Annotated in this window: 16 protein-coding genes; 9 read left to right on the forward strand and 7 right to left on the reverse strand. The window is 65.4% G+C overall.

Going from position 1 to position 14,025, the window contains the following annotated elements; genetic code table 11:
* Positions 1-84 precede the first annotated feature (84 nt).
* From AC3IF1_RS29265 to AC3IF1_RS29285, 5 genes are all read left to right on the forward strand, one after another.
* Positions 85-3,081, forward strand: a complete 2,997-nt coding sequence (locus tag AC3IF1_RS29265; protein WP_489220624.1) for a response regulator — start codon at positions 85-87, stop codon at positions 3,079-3,081.
* Positions 3,082-3,287: 206 nt separating this feature from the next.
* The gene (gene dnaQ, locus AC3IF1_RS29270) at positions 3,288-3,995 is read left to right on the forward strand and encodes a DNA polymerase III subunit epsilon (protein ID WP_489220625.1); all 708 of its coding nucleotides are present in this window, start codon (positions 3,288-3,290) and stop codon (positions 3,993-3,995) included.
* A 78-nt stretch (positions 3,996-4,073) separates the two neighbouring features.
* A complete protein-coding gene (locus AC3IF1_RS29275) occupies positions 4,074-4,343 on the forward strand; it encodes a hypothetical protein (RefSeq protein WP_489220626.1) in 270 nt (89 codons plus the stop codon).
* A gap of 66 nt (positions 4,344-4,409) precedes the next feature.
* Positions 4,410-4,613, forward strand: coding sequence for a hypothetical protein (locus tag AC3IF1_RS29280; protein ID WP_489220627.1), 204 nt, complete (start codon positions 4,410-4,412; stop codon positions 4,611-4,613).
* Between the two features lie 387 nt (positions 4,614-5,000).
* Positions 5,001-5,714, forward strand: coding sequence for a MipA/OmpV family protein (locus AC3IF1_RS29285; RefSeq protein ID WP_489220628.1), 714 nt, complete (start codon positions 5,001-5,003; stop codon positions 5,712-5,714).
* Between the two features lie 526 nt (positions 5,715-6,240).
* On the opposite strand, the gene AC3IF1_RS29290 is transcribed toward AC3IF1_RS29285, so the two are convergent.
* The 4 genes from AC3IF1_RS29290 to AC3IF1_RS29305 all read right to left on the reverse strand — a co-directional run bounded on the left by AC3IF1_RS29290 (position 6,241) and on the right by AC3IF1_RS29305 (position 8,519).
* Positions 6,241-6,534: a hypothetical protein gene (locus AC3IF1_RS29290; protein ID WP_489220629.1), complete on the reverse strand. Its 294-nt coding sequence runs from the start codon at positions 6,532-6,534 to the stop codon at positions 6,241-6,243.
* A 587-nt stretch (positions 6,535-7,121) separates the two neighbouring features.
* Positions 7,122-7,709, reverse strand: coding sequence for a PIN domain-containing protein (locus AC3IF1_RS29295; RefSeq protein ID WP_489220630.1), 588 nt, complete (start codon positions 7,707-7,709; stop codon positions 7,122-7,124).
* A gap of 3 nt (positions 7,710-7,712) precedes the next feature.
* Positions 7,713-8,168, reverse strand: coding sequence for an excisionase family DNA-binding protein (locus AC3IF1_RS29300; protein WP_489220631.1), 456 nt, complete (start codon positions 8,166-8,168; stop codon positions 7,713-7,715).
* Between the two features lie 198 nt (positions 8,169-8,366).
* A complete protein-coding gene (locus AC3IF1_RS29305; RefSeq protein ID WP_489220632.1) occupies positions 8,367-8,519 on the reverse strand; it encodes a hypothetical protein in 153 nt (50 codons plus the stop codon).
* Positions 8,520-8,949: 430 nt separating this feature from the next.
* Here AC3IF1_RS29305 and AC3IF1_RS29310 point away from each other — a divergent pair, with 430 nt between their 5' ends.
* From AC3IF1_RS29310 to AC3IF1_RS29325, 4 genes are all read left to right on the forward strand, one after another.
* Complete coding sequence (locus tag AC3IF1_RS29310; protein ID WP_489220633.1) at positions 8,950-9,240, forward strand: hypothetical protein; 291 nt, start codon at positions 8,950-8,952, stop codon at positions 9,238-9,240.
* Positions 9,241-9,328: 88 nt separating this feature from the next.
* Positions 9,329-9,619, forward strand: a complete 291-nt coding sequence (locus AC3IF1_RS29315; RefSeq protein WP_489220634.1) for a hypothetical protein — start codon at positions 9,329-9,331, stop codon at positions 9,617-9,619.
* A 59-nt stretch (positions 9,620-9,678) separates the two neighbouring features.
* The gene (locus AC3IF1_RS29320) at positions 9,679-11,733 is read left to right on the forward strand and encodes a hypothetical protein (protein ID WP_489220635.1); all 2,055 of its coding nucleotides are present in this window, start codon (positions 9,679-9,681) and stop codon (positions 11,731-11,733) included.
* A gap of 84 nt (positions 11,734-11,817) precedes the next feature.
* Positions 11,818-12,222 carry a hypothetical protein gene (locus AC3IF1_RS29325; protein ID WP_489220636.1) on the forward strand — a complete coding sequence of 135 codons (405 nt, stop codon included), beginning with the start codon at positions 11,818-11,820 and terminating at the stop codon, positions 12,220-12,222.
* 337 nt (positions 12,223-12,559) lie between these two features.
* On the opposite strand, the gene AC3IF1_RS29330 is transcribed toward AC3IF1_RS29325, so the two are convergent.
* The 3 genes from AC3IF1_RS29330 to AC3IF1_RS29340 form a co-directional block, all read right to left on the reverse strand.
* Positions 12,560-12,946, reverse strand: a complete 387-nt coding sequence (locus AC3IF1_RS29330; protein ID WP_489220637.1) for a response regulator — start codon at positions 12,944-12,946, stop codon at positions 12,560-12,562.
* A gap of 123 nt (positions 12,947-13,069) precedes the next feature.
* Positions 13,070-13,336, reverse strand: coding sequence for a hypothetical protein (locus tag AC3IF1_RS29335; protein ID WP_489220638.1), 267 nt, complete (start codon positions 13,334-13,336; stop codon positions 13,070-13,072).
* 3 nt (positions 13,337-13,339) lie between these two features.
* On the reverse strand, positions 13,340-14,023 hold the full coding sequence (locus AC3IF1_RS29340) for a Crp/Fnr family transcriptional regulator (RefSeq protein ID WP_489220639.1): 684 nt from the start codon (positions 14,021-14,023) through the stop codon (positions 13,340-13,342).
* Positions 14,024-14,025: the final 2 nt, after the last annotated feature.

The raw sequence follows: 14,025 nt of genomic DNA on the forward strand, positions 1-14,025 counted from the left end.
GCTGCTGGCCTGAGGTTCGTAAGCTACCTGCCTTGGCAGCGACCGCCATCCTGTGCCCTACCAGCAAGGGCATAGGTAATTCACATGCACGATCCCCATGCGCTCATTCGACGTCCCGGCTGGCGCGGCTCGCGACCCTTCGCCGGTCTGCCGAGTTCGACACTAGCCTATGCGCTTCTCGCCTTGGCGATCGCGACAGCCGGCTGGAACTTCGTGGCCGGCGACGCTGCCCGCAGTGAGCAAACGCGACAGAGGGAGCTGATCAGCCGTAGCGATCGCCTGCTCTCGACGATGAAGGATCTGGAGACTGGTATGCGCGGCTATGCCCTGACCGGCATGCCCGAATACCTTGAACCCTACACTGACGCGCTGAACCGGATCGAGGGGGAGGTTGGTCACCTCGCCGTCCTAGACCGCACGCCCGCCGACTCTGCCGTTCCGGCACTCGCCCCCGTTCGCAAGCTGATCGACGAGGAGAAAGCGTTCTCCGATCACGTCGTGACGGCTCGTCGCGACCAAGGCTCTGACGCCGCTACCGCCCTGGTCGCGACCGGCGAGGGCAAGCGCTTGATGGACGCGATCCGCGTTGCGACCGCGACGGCGAACCATCGCGCCGATGAAGCGCTTGCTGAGAGTGGCCGCCGCGACAGGCAGCGCTACGCTATCCTGACTGCGTTCAGCCTGCTCTGCGCTACTCTCGCCGTGGCGCTCTTGGCGCGCCTTGCCCTGGTTCGCCGCCGCGAGAGCCAACGCAGCAGCGGACTGTTCGAAGGCGTGCTCGCCAATGCCCCGGTCGGGCTGGGCTTCCTCGACGGTGATCTGAAGATCCGCCACATGAACCGTGCGCTGGCGACGATGAGCGAACGCGGCTTCGGGGCGGATCTCGGTGCACCGATCTGGACGCTGCTGCCGAGGTTGGAGGAGCAGCTCACCCCGCTGCTGGAAGCGGCACGCGATCATGGCCTGGTCAGCGCCGACGTGCCTGTGACCGTGCCGAGCGAGAGCGCGCCGGGCGGGACGCGCCACTTCCGCATGAGCTTCTATCCCCTGCGCCAAGACGAGGGGCCGGCGGCGATCGGCGTTGGGATCGTGGTCGCTGATGTGACCACGACGGCCTTGTCCGAGGCCCAGGTACGCGTGGGCGAGGCGCTACTGCGGACCGTGCTCGATACCCTGCCGGTGGGCGTGCTCATCGCCGAGGCGCCGTCCGGCCGGATCACCGGCCACAACGCCCGGGCCGAAGTGATTCTCGGGCACGGGGTATTACCCACGCAACCTGGTGCGGGACCAGCCCGCTGGGTCGGCTTCCACGAGGATGGCCGGCCGGTCGAACCGAGGGAGTGGCCACTAATCCAGGTGGTACGTGGAGGCGAGCCTCAGGCGGAGCTGGAAGTCGATTACCAGCGCGGCGACGGCTCGCATGCCTGGATCGGCTTCGCAGGTGCGCCGATGCGTGATCCGGATGGCGCGCTCGTCGGCGGTGTGGTCGTCGTCTCCGACATCGACGCGCGCAAGCGCTCCGAGCACGTGCTCGCAGCAGCCAAGGAGGCTGCCGAGGAGGCAAACCGCGCCAAGTCCGAATTTCTGGCCAACATGAGCCACGAGTTGCGCACGCCGCTCTCGGCGGTGATCGGCTACTCCGAGATGCTGCAGGAGGAGATGGAGGACGCCGGACAAGCGGACCTGCTCCCGGACATGAAGAAGATTGAGGCGAACGCGCGCCACTTGCTCGGCCTGATCAACGATGTCCTCGACCTCTCGAAGATCGAGGCCGAGCGCATGGAGGTGTACCCCGAGACCCTCGACGTCGCCGCCACCGTGCGCGATGTCGCCGCCACCGTCGAGGCGCTGGTCGAAAAGAAGGGCAACGCCCTTGTTCTCGATCTCGCGGACGGGCTCGGCGGCGCCTACACCGACGCGACCAAGCTGCGCCAGTGCCTGATCAACCTACTGAGCAACGCGGCCAAGTTCACGGAAGGCGGGCGCATCACCCTGTCGACACGCCGGCAGACGGATGACGAGGGCGACCGACTGATCTTTGCCGTCTCTGACACCGGCATCGGCATGAGTGAGGAGCAGGTCGCGCGCCTGTTCCAGCGCTTCAGTCAGGCCGACGCCTCGACGACGCGGCGCTTCGGCGGCACGGGGCTGGGATTGGCGATCACCCGGGCGTTTGCGCATATGCTCGGCGGTGACATCGCGGTCGCGAGCCGTGAGGGCCAGGGTACGACCTTCACCCTGACCGTTCTAGCGAGCGCGGCCGGAGGCGAGGAGATACACGCACCGCCCGGATCATCGTCCGGCGTGCCGCGATCCGATGATCAAGCCGTGCAGGGCAGCGAGGTTCTGGTCATCGACGACGACCAGGCGACCCGTGACCTGCTCGCGCGCTTCCTGACCAAGGAGGGCTTTCACGTCGCGACGGCGGCCGATGGGAAGGTGGGGCTGGAGCAGGCCCGTACTCGACGCCCACGGGCGATCCTGCTCGACGTGACCATGCCGCGCATGGACGGATGGGCGGTGCTGCGCGCGCTGCGCGCCGACCCGGAGCTGGGTGATCTGCCGGTGATCATGGTGACGGTGCTGGATGAGCAGAACCTCGCCTTCTCGCTCGGTGCCACGGACTACCTGCAAAAGCCGGTTGATTGGGCGCAGCTGAAGGAGGTGATGGAGCGGTTCCGGCCAAAACCTCACGACGGTCCGGTGCTGATCGTGGACGACGACGCAGACTTGCGCGAGTTGATGACGTCGCAGCTGACCCGGGGCGGTTGGCGGGTGGCGACGGCGGTGGATGGTCGGGCCGGCCTGACGGCGGTCGCCGAGCATAAACCTCGGCTGATCCTGCTCGACTTGATGATGCCGGAGTTGGACGGGTTCGGCTTCTTGCGGCTGCTGCGCACCCGTCCGGAGTGGTACGACATCCCCGTGGTGGTGCTGACGGCCAAGGACGTCACCGCGGACGACTTCCGCCTATTGGCCGGGCAGGCCGACCGGGTGGTGCAGAAGGCCGGGCTGTCCTTCTCGGATCTCTCGGCGACACTGCGGGCGCTCTACGGAGCCGCTCCGATTGAAGGGTCTTAAATTCCGGACCGAAAGCACGTGATCCCGCGAATAGAGGGGAGTCGCCATCGCGTTGGGCTCAGACAGCGCAGAACATGCGGCCCAATAGGCGAGGCCGGGCGAGCCGTGATGGTATGGCCGCCCGGCCGGTGTGCCGATCCAGATCCTTGACGATCGTGTGCGAACGGCTTTCGAGGGGCAGCAGAGAACCGGAAGAGCCAGGCGGCATGACGCGCGAGATTGTCCTCGACACCGAGACCACCAGCACGGACGCCAAGGTCGAGCGCATCATCGAGGTCGGCTGCGTCGAGCTGATCAACCACACCCCGACCGGCCGAACCTTCCATCGCTACTGCAACCCGCAGAAGGCGGTTCACCCGGACGCCTTCGCAGTGCACGGGCTGTCGGACGCGTTCCTGTCCGACAAGCCGCTCTTCGCTGAGATCGTGGGCGAGCTGCTGGCCTTCCTGGCCGACGGGCGCCTCGTGATCCACAACGCGCCCTTCGACGTCGGCTTCCTCAACGCCGAATATGCCCGCCTGCCCGAACCGCGGCCGGCGGCGATCAAGCTGGACGATGTGGTCGACACGCTGCTGATCGCTCGACGCAAGCACGCTGGCGCGGCCAACAACCTCGACGCGCTCTGCAGCCGCTACGGGATCGATCGCAGCCGCCGCACCAAGCACGGCGCGCTCCTCGATGCCCAGATCCTGGCGGAGGTCTATGTCGAGCTGCTGGGTGGCAAGCAGACTGGCCTCGACCTGGCGCCCGTCCTTGTCGCCCCAGCCCAATCCGCTGCAGATGCCGCCCGCCCGGTGGCGCCGCGCGTGTTCAAGTCCCGGCTCACCGATGCCGAGCGGGAGCGCCACGCGGCATTCATCGGCACGCTCAAGACGCCGGTCTGGGCGGACTACATCAGCGAGACGGATAGCTGATGGGTGATGGGCCAACGCTCAGTTCTGCACGGCGACCCTGCTGGCGCATCCGGTGAAGGGGTGAGCGAGCCTACGACCATGACCGCCGGCGGCAGGCACTGGTTTTACGACAGCAGGCTGATGGTCTGCTCGTTCTGCCTGCTGTCAGTCGTCGCCATCTTCTGGCAGGTGAGCCAGTTCGAAGGATTTCGGCCGATCTTGACCTGCGCGACTGCGAAGGACGTCGATCGCTTGCTGCTCTTCTCCGGGATGGACGCCTGCATGGGCAACGCGAGCTCCCGGCCCGAGGCGGAGCGGTGCATACGGACAGTCTATGTGCTGGCCTGCATGACGGAACGATGGTGGTAACAGTCTCGTAAGCGGTTTGCGCCTTAGTCCGATGGACGCCCTCAGCCTACTGCAGTAGAGCGATCCATGCCTCAGACGCTTGCTGGCTGGATCCTGTTCGACCTCATCCTATTTTCCGGAGGAGCCAGTATCGCCACGGCAGTAAAGCTGATTATGTCTGGGTTCGGAAAATCGTCTCAGAGCCATCTGGACTTCTATGCGGCCTATATATTCGGAGCGCTGCTAGTAATTGCGACGGCGCTGTTTATCTGGATCGAGCCACCGATTTGATAAGTGGCTCGTTCGGCGCGGATAAAAATCCACGTCAACAGATTGTGCGGGTTTAGATGCCGATCTGAGCATCGGGTTTGCCCGGCCTAAGCCGCCCCATTGTCGGCGATCCGTTCAAAGCGAAACGTTGCTGAATGGTCACGGCCAGTCCTATTGCGAGGCGTTCGGACGGTCGTTGCGCTATCGTGCGTATGCGGGTGGGATGAAAAGACGCCATAAAGTGTGGTCATGTCATCATCACCCCATCGTACCCTGCGGTTTCGCGCTTTTCTCGGCGCAGGTGTGGTCTTTACCGTATGCGGCACGACAGCGCCCCGTGCCGCAGATCTGAGCGCTGTCCTGCCACGCCCAGTACCGACTTTTACTCAAGTTGATCCAAGCACTTGGGTGGTGACGGTCAGCGGCTCGCTACAGGTTGTGCCCCGTTATCCCGGTGCCAGCGAATACACGCCTGTCGGCTATCCCTCCATCGACATTCGTCGTCTCGGAGAACCGCGCCGCTTCTCGGCCCCTGACGACGGCTTCAGTCTGTCCCTCTATGATGACCCGGTGTTTCGCATCGGGCCGACTGCTCGCATCGTGCCCGGCCGCTACTATGGCGACGACCGACGCCACCTGTTTGGGCTCCGCGACGCACGGTTCGCGGTCGAGCCGGGCGTGTTTGCTGAGTTCTACCCAGTCTCCTTCATCCGCACCCGCGTCGAGGCTCGGCAGGGCGTTTACGGACACCATGGCACGGTCGGCTCGGTGGCGGCAGACTATCTGATCCCGACGGAGAAGCTTCTTTTCTCCATCGGCCCACGCTTCAATATCGGTGATGCCAGCTTCGCCCGGAAATATTTCGGCGTGTCGCCGGCCGAAGCTGCCCTGAATGGCCGGGTCACGCCCTATGACCCGCGAAGCTTCTACTCGGCGGGCTTGCTCGGCGCAGTAACCTACACTCAGAACGAGACTTGGGCCTACACGGCCTTCGCTGGCTACACCCGGATCTTAGGCGCCTCTAGCGATAGCCCGCTGGTGCGCCGCCCGTTTGGAAGCCCGAACCAGTATCAGGTCGGCGTCAAGATCGATTACTCGTTCACCACGCCAGCACTGTTCTAATCTGCTTGCGAATGAGCAGATGACGCGAGCACTAAGCCCTTCCCGTTACCCGGGAGAGTGGGCGATCAAATTTAGATCTTCCCGCCAATCTCACGATGTCGGATCTCACCCGCTGCCCGCGCCCCGGCTGCAGATGTGTAGGCATAGGGCGAACGTTCCGAGCGCTTGCCGTCCGCCGAGGTGATGACCCAACGGAAGCAGCCTGCGTGAACCGTGGAGGGCACGACCTCGACGCGCGCTGACCGTGCGACCAAGCTTATTATCCAACGGAATGCCTCACGAGCCATCCGTCGCCTACGAGTTTGACGGCGAACAAGTTTCGGGTTTCTAGCCCTATAGCTCGGCCCCGCCGCCCGATCTGATCACGGGCTGGCGGGGGAGGTCGTCGATCTCACCGGCGGTTGCAGCGTCCTTTTACGAGTGAGGAGCGTTCCAGCCGCGGTTCCGCCCCACTGGACCCTTCTGCCATTGACGTCTCCTCCCGCATCGTGGTGCAGAACCGTGGGCGGCAGATGGCGCAGCCGCATCAGCGAGAAGCCGGCACCAGGTCGTTGCTACGGTTCGAATGAGACGTGCACGCGTGCCAGGCAAACTCGGACCGGTCCTGGTTCTCCTTGCCGTAGCACCGACCGATCTGGTTGAGACGAGAGTTCAGCCGGGTGCGCCGATCACACTCGGCCGCACTGGCGTCGCCGGGCGAGCCACGGCACGCCTCATCAGCTGCGGTGTAGGCCTTGATGAGCTGCTTCGCCGTCGGCTCGGTTGCCTTTGCTCCGCCGGCAGCAACGATCAGAGCGAGGGCGGCGAGGGCTGTGCGCATGGGGGGAGGATAGCCGCCGGGATGGCGGTGTCGAGGTAGTTGCCTGGGAGGCGCTACCGCCCACGGAGGAAAAAGAACCAGATCAGGATCAGGACGGGGATCGGCACCCCTAAGAGCCACAGCAGGCTACCTGTCAGCATATCGTCCTCCCTGCATAGGCTGAGTAAGCCCGCAGACTGCAGATCCGTTCCGCCGCGCCGCGCCTATGCGATGGCGGTGAACTACGGGCAGGCGTGAGGGACTGACTCACTGGCTATTGAAGTACACGTGAGCCCGCACGCACCCCTCCCGGTAGCAGACAACCGGACCAGTGGGTGTGTGCAACCAGCAGGGATGCTTCGGGGGTTTGCTCAGAGCCGCCTCTCTGTCGACAGCCCACTTGGCAACAAAGGCCGTGGTGCAGTCCCTGGTCGGCATGGTACCGCCCTCAGCCGAGAGAGCTGCTGAGCCAATGGCAACGAGCAACGCAGAGGCAGCGACGGCACGGCGCATCTCGGAAGGATAGCCGGCGGAATGGTGGTGTCGAGATCCTGACGCCTACCGGGCCTACGCGATGGTGGCCAACAGCGGGCAGGCGTGATGATCTACTAGAGTGAAGCTTCGTGCGGCTGCAGGATGTTGACGACGGCGGTCAGACCGTTGGCGTCCATCATTACGAGAAGATCGGAGGCCGTCAGCGTGGGGCTCACTAAGCGTTGGCGCATCTGATGGATCGCAGCGACTGCGCGGCCGATGTCCAGGGCGATCGTGTCGGCGATGAACGCATCGGCGCTTTTGGCTTCTAGGTTGAGAGGCTCCAGAACCGTCGCCGGAAAGTGCTTTAGATTGTCGGTCACGATGACCTGCGCCTGCGTCTTGAGCGCAGCAGCGATCACATGTGCATCGCCAAGATCGATGCCGTCGCACATCGGCAGATACCGCTCGTAACCCGTTACCATGGCGTCCTCAAACGCCTTTTCCATGCCGGCGCGCGCCTTGGAGCCCTTTTCGGCCGCGCTTGGGTCACCCTTTCTCGCGAACATCCCTGCGATCGCACGCTCGGTTTCGCCGAGGATCTCATCCGACCAACGCACGCGGAAGAACTCCCACTGCGCGAGGGTCAGGATGAGGTTTCTTCGAAGGACGCCCGCGAGAACGCAGGCGTCGATTGTTGCGGTGAACCGGTTCGCGAACACGGGCTACAGCAGCTCCCCGTCCAGCGCGGCCAATTCCGACAGGGCTTCGTTGCGGCGCTTGTCCCGAGCGGCCTTGTAGGCGAACAGATCCTCGGCACGGATGCGCCGATGCCGCCCAACCGGATCGAAGGGGATCTCCCCTTTTCCCAAGAGAGACACCAGGAACGGGCGCGAGACGTTCAGGATGTCGGCTGCTTGCTGAGTCGTCAGCATCTGGGACACGGGAACCAGTGTCACGGCATCGCCGCGCCCGATCGGGTGAAGCACCTCCATCAGAAGCTTGGAGACCGCGGGCGCCAACGTGACGTCGATGACTTTCCCATCGTCATCCAATACGCGCAGGTTCGCTTCGCCAGACGCCTGAAGGGCCAGCAGGCGGCGTAGCTGGTTGGCTGTTTCACGCTCCAGTTCGGATGGCAGACGCCCCCCTAATCCCTTCGCGGAAGCAGGCATCGTCATGTCAGCTTCTCCTCACTCACACAGCGCATATTCGCAATAAACGAAACGATCGCAACATGCGAAACGGCACACCGCCTGTTTCGTCCGCGTTATCGTGTGGACGGCGGATCTGACTGTCCCGCGTTCAGTGCCTCTTCCACGAGGCTGGGGATGGGGACGGTGCAGTGAAGGCCACGCCGCCGCGGATGATGCCATGCCTTACCACTTGCGAGCTGCACGGTACTGCACATAACCGAGCGTGACGGCTGCGATGAGACCAGCGGCCAGGACCATGACCGGCGCGTCGTCAAAGCCGTTGGCCTTGAGCACGCTTATCGACACGAAGGCCACGACGAAGGTACCAAGCCCCATCGCGACCCGCTGTAGTCTCACTTCAGGTAGCCCTTCGCCTTCAGGTGCTCGGTGGTACGACCTGACCGCTCTAATTCCTACCCCTTCCGCTCCCGGAACCGGATCCCGGCCCCGCCGCCGTTCTCGGGGATGAACTCCAAGCCAGCGGACTCGAAGGCTCGCCGCATGGCCGAGATTGTCGGCCCGTGAGCTGACAGAGCGCCAGGCGTTGCCTCTAACCGCTTGATCGTTGGCAACGAGACGCCGGACGCCTCGGCCAAGTCTTTTTGCTCCCATCGCAGCAGTGCGCGCCCCGCACGTACCATCTCGCTACTGAGCATCAACCGGCCTCAATTTGATACCTCAGAGCTAAAAACGATACCTGGGGCATTGACAATGCTCTGAGGCTCGTATGATACTCCAGGCATCGAATACGAGCAAGGCTCACCCGATGCCCCACCGCACCGTCTCCTGGACCCGCCTCTCCCGCAGCCTGCATGACAGCAAGCCGGTAATCCCCGCCGGCCTGCTCAGCGCCCGCGCCCTTATCCAGTTCGGCGCCCGCACCCGTCCCCTCGCCACCGCCGGCCAGTACGACCGCGCCGCGATCATGGCGGCCGCCTGCAAGGCCGCCCCCGGCATCATGGAGCGCTGCGGTGTCTCCCGCCGCGAGGCGATGTCCTCCGCCCTCAAGGCCGCCTGGCAGGTCGCCAAGGCCGCCCGTCGCGCCGCCGCTCACTGATCCCCTGACCGCGCCGGGCTGAGCCCCGGCTCGCATCTCCTTCACCACCACCGACCCACCGCCACGAGCCCATCACGGAGCCCGAACGATGACGCACGTCCGCATCCCCGATTTCAGCCACCCCGTCCCGGTCCGGCGCGCTACCGCGGCGCCCGCGCCCGCCGAGCGCCGTCGACTCCCGGTGGATCGCCGCTACCGCAACCTGCCCGACGAGCCGATCCCGGGCGAGATCGAGCCGTGGGAGGCGGTCTATCCGGTCCGCCCGGACACCGCGCACAGCCGCAGCCTCCGCTTCCTCGATGTCGGTGCCGAGCTGCTGGCCGCCTTCGCCATCGTGGGCGGCGGCATGGTGCTCACCGGCCTCGCCACCCTGCTCTGAACCCAGCCCGCACCCCGAGCGGGCCGGCTGCCCGCGCCCCTCTCCTCGAGGATCCCGCGATGTCCTTCCGTGCCTCCCTTAAGAACCTCATCCGCCGCAGCCCCGCCACCGCCCTTCACGAGCGTTCGGCCGAGCTGCACGGCAGCCTCGCCGGCCAGACCCGCCGGACCGCCGCCGCCGCGCCCCTGCTGCCGCTCGCATCCGGGCCGGCTGTCAGCCCCGAGGAGGCAGCTTTCCTCGACCTGATGCCTCAGGCTCTCCCGGTCCTACGCCAGTACATTGTGGCGGACGCCGCATGGCGAGCCATCGCCGACGCAGCGGAGGAGATCGCCGGGCCGTTCCCGGGCCACGACTGCACCGCCGAACAGCACATCGCATGGCAGGAGAGGGTCGAAGCGGAACGCGACGCCCGAGGCTACGCTGCGGCCCGAGATGCCTGCGAACCGATCGAGACCGCCTTGGATGCCCTGGTCGACGGGTACGACCGTGTTCCGATGCGGACCCTCCCCGCGATCCTGTTCAAGGCCGCGCTGGACCCGCTGCACGATGGTTGGATTGACGATGCCGCCGACGACCTTAGGCGCCTCGCCGCCGAGCGGTTCGACCTCCCCCAAGGTCGCGGCGCCGAAACCACGGTGAGCGGCGCCGAAACGGGTACATCAGCCGTCCCCGAAGCGGCCCCCGCCCAGTCCGCGCCACTCGCCCAGGCGTGCGATCAGGCCGCAATCGACTGGAACGGCATTCCGTCGAGGAGCGAGGCCGAGAACTGGGAAGACGAGCAGCTCGACGTTGCGCTGGACGACTACAACGCTGTGTTTCTGCGGGCGATCAACGAGCCCTCCCGAAGCATGGCGGACGTGCAGGCGAAGGCGCGCCTCGTGCTTCACGACATCATGGCGCATACCATCGGGGACGCGGCGGAAGACGAAGCCAAGCTGACCGTCGATAGGCGGCTGACGCGCGTGGTCCTGCGCGAGATCGCCAATCTGTCCAGCAGCACGGCTCTGACGCCGCCGGCCGATCCGACCGACTGGCACAGCCCACCGCCGGGGTTCATGGCCTACCCAGCGGATGACCCGCAGTGCTTCGTCATCGTCCGGGAGGGCTTACGCCTGGAGCTGGAGCGCCTGCACCGGATCGCGCTGGCCGAGTACGCCCGGAAGGTCGGGCCAGACGCCACGGAAGCGAAGCGTAACCGCGTCCGCCGCGAGCTGCGCCTTGCTGTGTTCGAGTCCGCTTCCCCGAACGGCGATGCCGAGATCCTGGTGCTCGGTATGGACCTCGACGCCGTGCATGCCCGCTGGCGTGCCGCCGCACCCGCTTATTGGGCTGCTCAGAAGCATGTCGATCAGGCTGGCGAGAGGGCCAAGGCGCACGGAGGATCGGTCACGCGAGCCAGCGAAGCCGCTTGGAGCGCGCCAGGGGTCGGCGAAGCCGGCGACCTGTTCGAGAACATCTGCGGCGAACTGGAGCGCATCAGCAAAGCCATCTGGCGCACGCCGGCGCGGACGCCGCTCGGCCTCGCCGTGAAGGCGCGCGCAACCCTCGTCATGGTGTTCTTGTCGGGCCAGTACGAGCGCGACAGTCACCTTGGGGAAGACGAGGATCTGACGGAGCAGGCCACTCGCGCGCTGATCGAGGCGTGCTGTGCGCTGGCCGGCGTCGATTGGAAGGGCCAGCCAATCGGAGAGGACGAAGCGTCTACGCCCACGCCACAGTCGGAGTTCGAGGCTGACTGTGCGTGGGCCAAGGCGCAGGCTGCCGCGGTCGACCTGTCCGGGCTGTCGATGCTGCAGCTTGCCAACCTCTTCGAGAACTTCGTCAAGGCGGCTGACGACTGGCTCAATTTGGATGGGGAGCCATGGCTTGAGGAGAGCTCAAAAAGCTCCTTCCGCGTCCCGAACGCTGCCGGGCGTTTGATCGACCGCGAACAGAACCGAGCGGCGTGGATCCGCGACCGCATCGCCAAGGAAATGCAGGAGCAGACGCCTCTCACCGACACCGAACGCAATCGCCGGCTTGAGGCGCTGATCCGGTACGAGCTGCTTTGTGAGGGCGGCCTTCACAACGCCCCCGAGCTGCGGGCCGAGATCGCCAAGGCGTGGGGCGGCTGACCGCCTGCCCCTTCCTGTTGCCGTGCGTACCGCCCCGGCCGGATCCCGCCGGCCCCCCCTTCATCGCGACCCGAGACCATCACCATGGGCGACGTGCTCACCTTCACCCCGCGTCCGAAACCGGCCGATCCAGATTTGGAGCCGCTCACCGAGCCCGCACTCCGCGCCAGCCTGGAGGAGGCGGCACAGATCGCCCTCGACGCGGCGGACCGCATCATCGCTGTGCTCGACCGCATGGACGGCGATGCCGATCACGAGGACGGCGGGGACGCCGAGCCGTCTCTGGCCGCTCCCGAGAACCCCGCCGGCTCGCAGGTGGTCTACATGCGCGGCGCGGACGACGACCGCGAGACCGAGGCGCCCGAGACCGTGCTGCCAGAGGTGGCGGCCGAGCCGTTGCCCGAGGCGATCGTGCTGCCGTGGCGCGGCCGAGGCAACGTCATCGCGGCGGCCGGCACGCTCATCCTCGACATACTGGAGCGCGCATGATGCGGAGGTCTGCTATGGGTGGCAATCGGACCTCGACCTTTCGTCCCAAAGCGGACGTGCCACATCCAACCCAGTCTTGCCGTTAAGGCCAACACGCACTGTTACCGAGCGCTGACAAAAGAAACGGTGTTCCATTAGGGCTTGCGTAATGGAACCGCTTCGCTGGAACTTGGACTGCAAGAAAGGACGTTACCTCGGTACGCCATCCTGGCTCGTAGGTTCATCCAGTCGGCTTTGCCGAGATGCGGTTGTGGCGATACGACAATAAAAAGTGCCAGCCTGAATGCTAGCTCTTTGTTCCCCTGAGGGGATGCGACGCGAATGGCTCACTAAGCCACTAATCGCGCAGCGGCTCGGGCTTTTGCCCGTCCGGCAGGATCTCCTTGATATGCTCCCGGACCATCTCGGCCGAGAATGGCTTGCCGAGGAAGCGTGCCCCCTCCGGTAAGTCGCCGGAGCAAGGGCGAGCCTGCCCGGATGCGACGACGATCGCGATGTGCGGCCACTGGCCGGCCGTTTCCCTGGCAACGGCAAAGCCGTTGCGGGACCCAGGCATCTGTACATCGGTGAACAACAGCACGATCAGGGCGTGCTTCTCAGCCAACAGGGCCATGGCCGCGTCGCCGTCTCCGGCCTCGAAGGTGTGGAACCCCGCCTCCTCTAGGATGTCCATCGCGGTCATACGGATCAGCGCATCATCGTCCACGACGAGGGCGTAGGGCACGTGCGATACAGGCGGTTGGCTCATCTGGTGAAGGTACCCGATGCTTGAAAAAAGTTTGGGGCACCATGTTCCGGCACTGCGCCGAGACCCGTGTCGCCCAACCACGGGGCAGCGCCGACGATGTTAGGTCGGCGCGAGGCGTCGTCGCAGCCAGCGCGTCGCCTCCTCCAGGTTCAGGAAGGTCGGAGCCCTGTTCCCCTGCAGGCGGCCGAAGCCGACCTCCAGAAACCAGCTTCCAATATGCTCGTGCTCGGGCTCGGCGAGGCGCACCAGCACCGCCACGAGCAGGCCGTTGGCGATCGCCAGCATGCCGTCGCGGTCAGGGCTGCCGGTATCGACAGCGATCGGCTGAAGCACGATCAGCGTCTCGACGTTGCCCCGCTCGGACATCGGCTAGCCCTCCTGGGCCATACCGGGCCAACTCAGGTCGCGACGATCACCCCAGCGCGTGCTACGCAAGTGCAGGTAGTTCGGTGTGAAGCGGCAGAAAGCCTTCATTCGCTCGACGTCGAGGATGGTCAGGACGCGGCGCTTGAGGTGGATCAGGCCGAGCGCGCGCAGCTCGCGCAGCGTCCGGTTCACGTGCACGTCGGACAGGCCCATCGTCTCGGCGATCTGGGTTTGCGTCAGTGGGAACGCGTAGCTGTTGTCGGTGACACGCCCGACCGCTTCCAGGCGCATGAGTAGCTCGCACAGAAGGTGCGCGATGCGCTGGTTCGGAGCCCGCGCGCCCATGTTGACCAACCACTCGCGCAGGACGGCACCGTCGACCAGGGAGCACCACCAGAAGGCGCGCGCGATGCTCGTGTGATGCGCCGTGATCTCATCGATGGCCCGACGGGGGATGTCCACGACCTGGCACTGCGAGATGGTGCCGATGGTGTGATCCATCTCGTCGAGGATGAACACGTTCAGGTCGCAGAAATCGCCGGGCAACAACAGGGCCATGATCTGGCGCTGGCCGTCCGGGAGCACCTTGTAGCGGCAGGCGAAGCCGTCGAGGATCAGCAGGACGTTGTCGGGCTTGTCGCCTTCCTGGATCAGATCCTGACGCGCGCCGACCTGCCGGACCTTGATTG

This window comes from Methylobacterium sp. E-012, from assembly GCF_057836545.1.

Excerpts from the sequence above, each read along its gene's own strand:
- AC3IF1_RS29325 (WP_489220636.1), top strand. The coding sequence starts at position 11,818 with ATGGGCGACGTGCTCACCTTCACCCCGCGTCCGAAACCGGCCGATCCA.
- AC3IF1_RS29265 (WP_489220624.1), top strand. The coding sequence starts at position 85 with ATGCACGATCCCCATGCGCTCATTCGACGTCCCGGCTGGCGCGGCTCG.
- AC3IF1_RS29335 (WP_489220638.1), bottom strand. The coding sequence starts at position 13,336 with ATGTCCGAGCGGGGCAACGTCGAGACGCTGATCGTGCTTCAGCCGATC.
- AC3IF1_RS29315 (WP_489220634.1), top strand. The coding sequence starts at position 9,329 with ATGACGCACGTCCGCATCCCCGATTTCAGCCACCCCGTCCCGGTCCGG.
- AC3IF1_RS29320 (WP_489220635.1), top strand. The coding sequence starts at position 9,679 with ATGTCCTTCCGTGCCTCCCTTAAGAACCTCATCCGCCGCAGCCCCGCC.
- dnaQ (WP_489220625.1), top strand. The coding sequence starts at position 3,288 with ATGACGCGCGAGATTGTCCTCGACACCGAGACCACCAGCACGGACGCC.
- AC3IF1_RS29290 (WP_489220629.1), bottom strand. The coding sequence starts at position 6,534 with ATGCGCACAGCCCTCGCCGCCCTCGCTCTGATCGTTGCTGCCGGCGGA.
- AC3IF1_RS29305 (WP_489220632.1), bottom strand. The coding sequence starts at position 8,519 with ATGGGGCTTGGTACCTTCGTCGTGGCCTTCGTGTCGATAAGCGTGCTC.
- AC3IF1_RS29310 (WP_489220633.1), top strand. The coding sequence starts at position 8,950 with ATGCCCCACCGCACCGTCTCCTGGACCCGCCTCTCCCGCAGCCTGCAT.
- AC3IF1_RS29280 (WP_489220627.1), top strand. The coding sequence starts at position 4,410 with ATGCCTCAGACGCTTGCTGGCTGGATCCTGTTCGACCTCATCCTATTT.
- AC3IF1_RS29300 (WP_489220631.1), bottom strand. The coding sequence starts at position 8,168 with ATGACGATGCCTGCTTCCGCGAAGGGATTAGGGGGGCGTCTGCCATCC.
- AC3IF1_RS29275 (WP_489220626.1), top strand. The coding sequence starts at position 4,074 with ATGACCGCCGGCGGCAGGCACTGGTTTTACGACAGCAGGCTGATGGTC.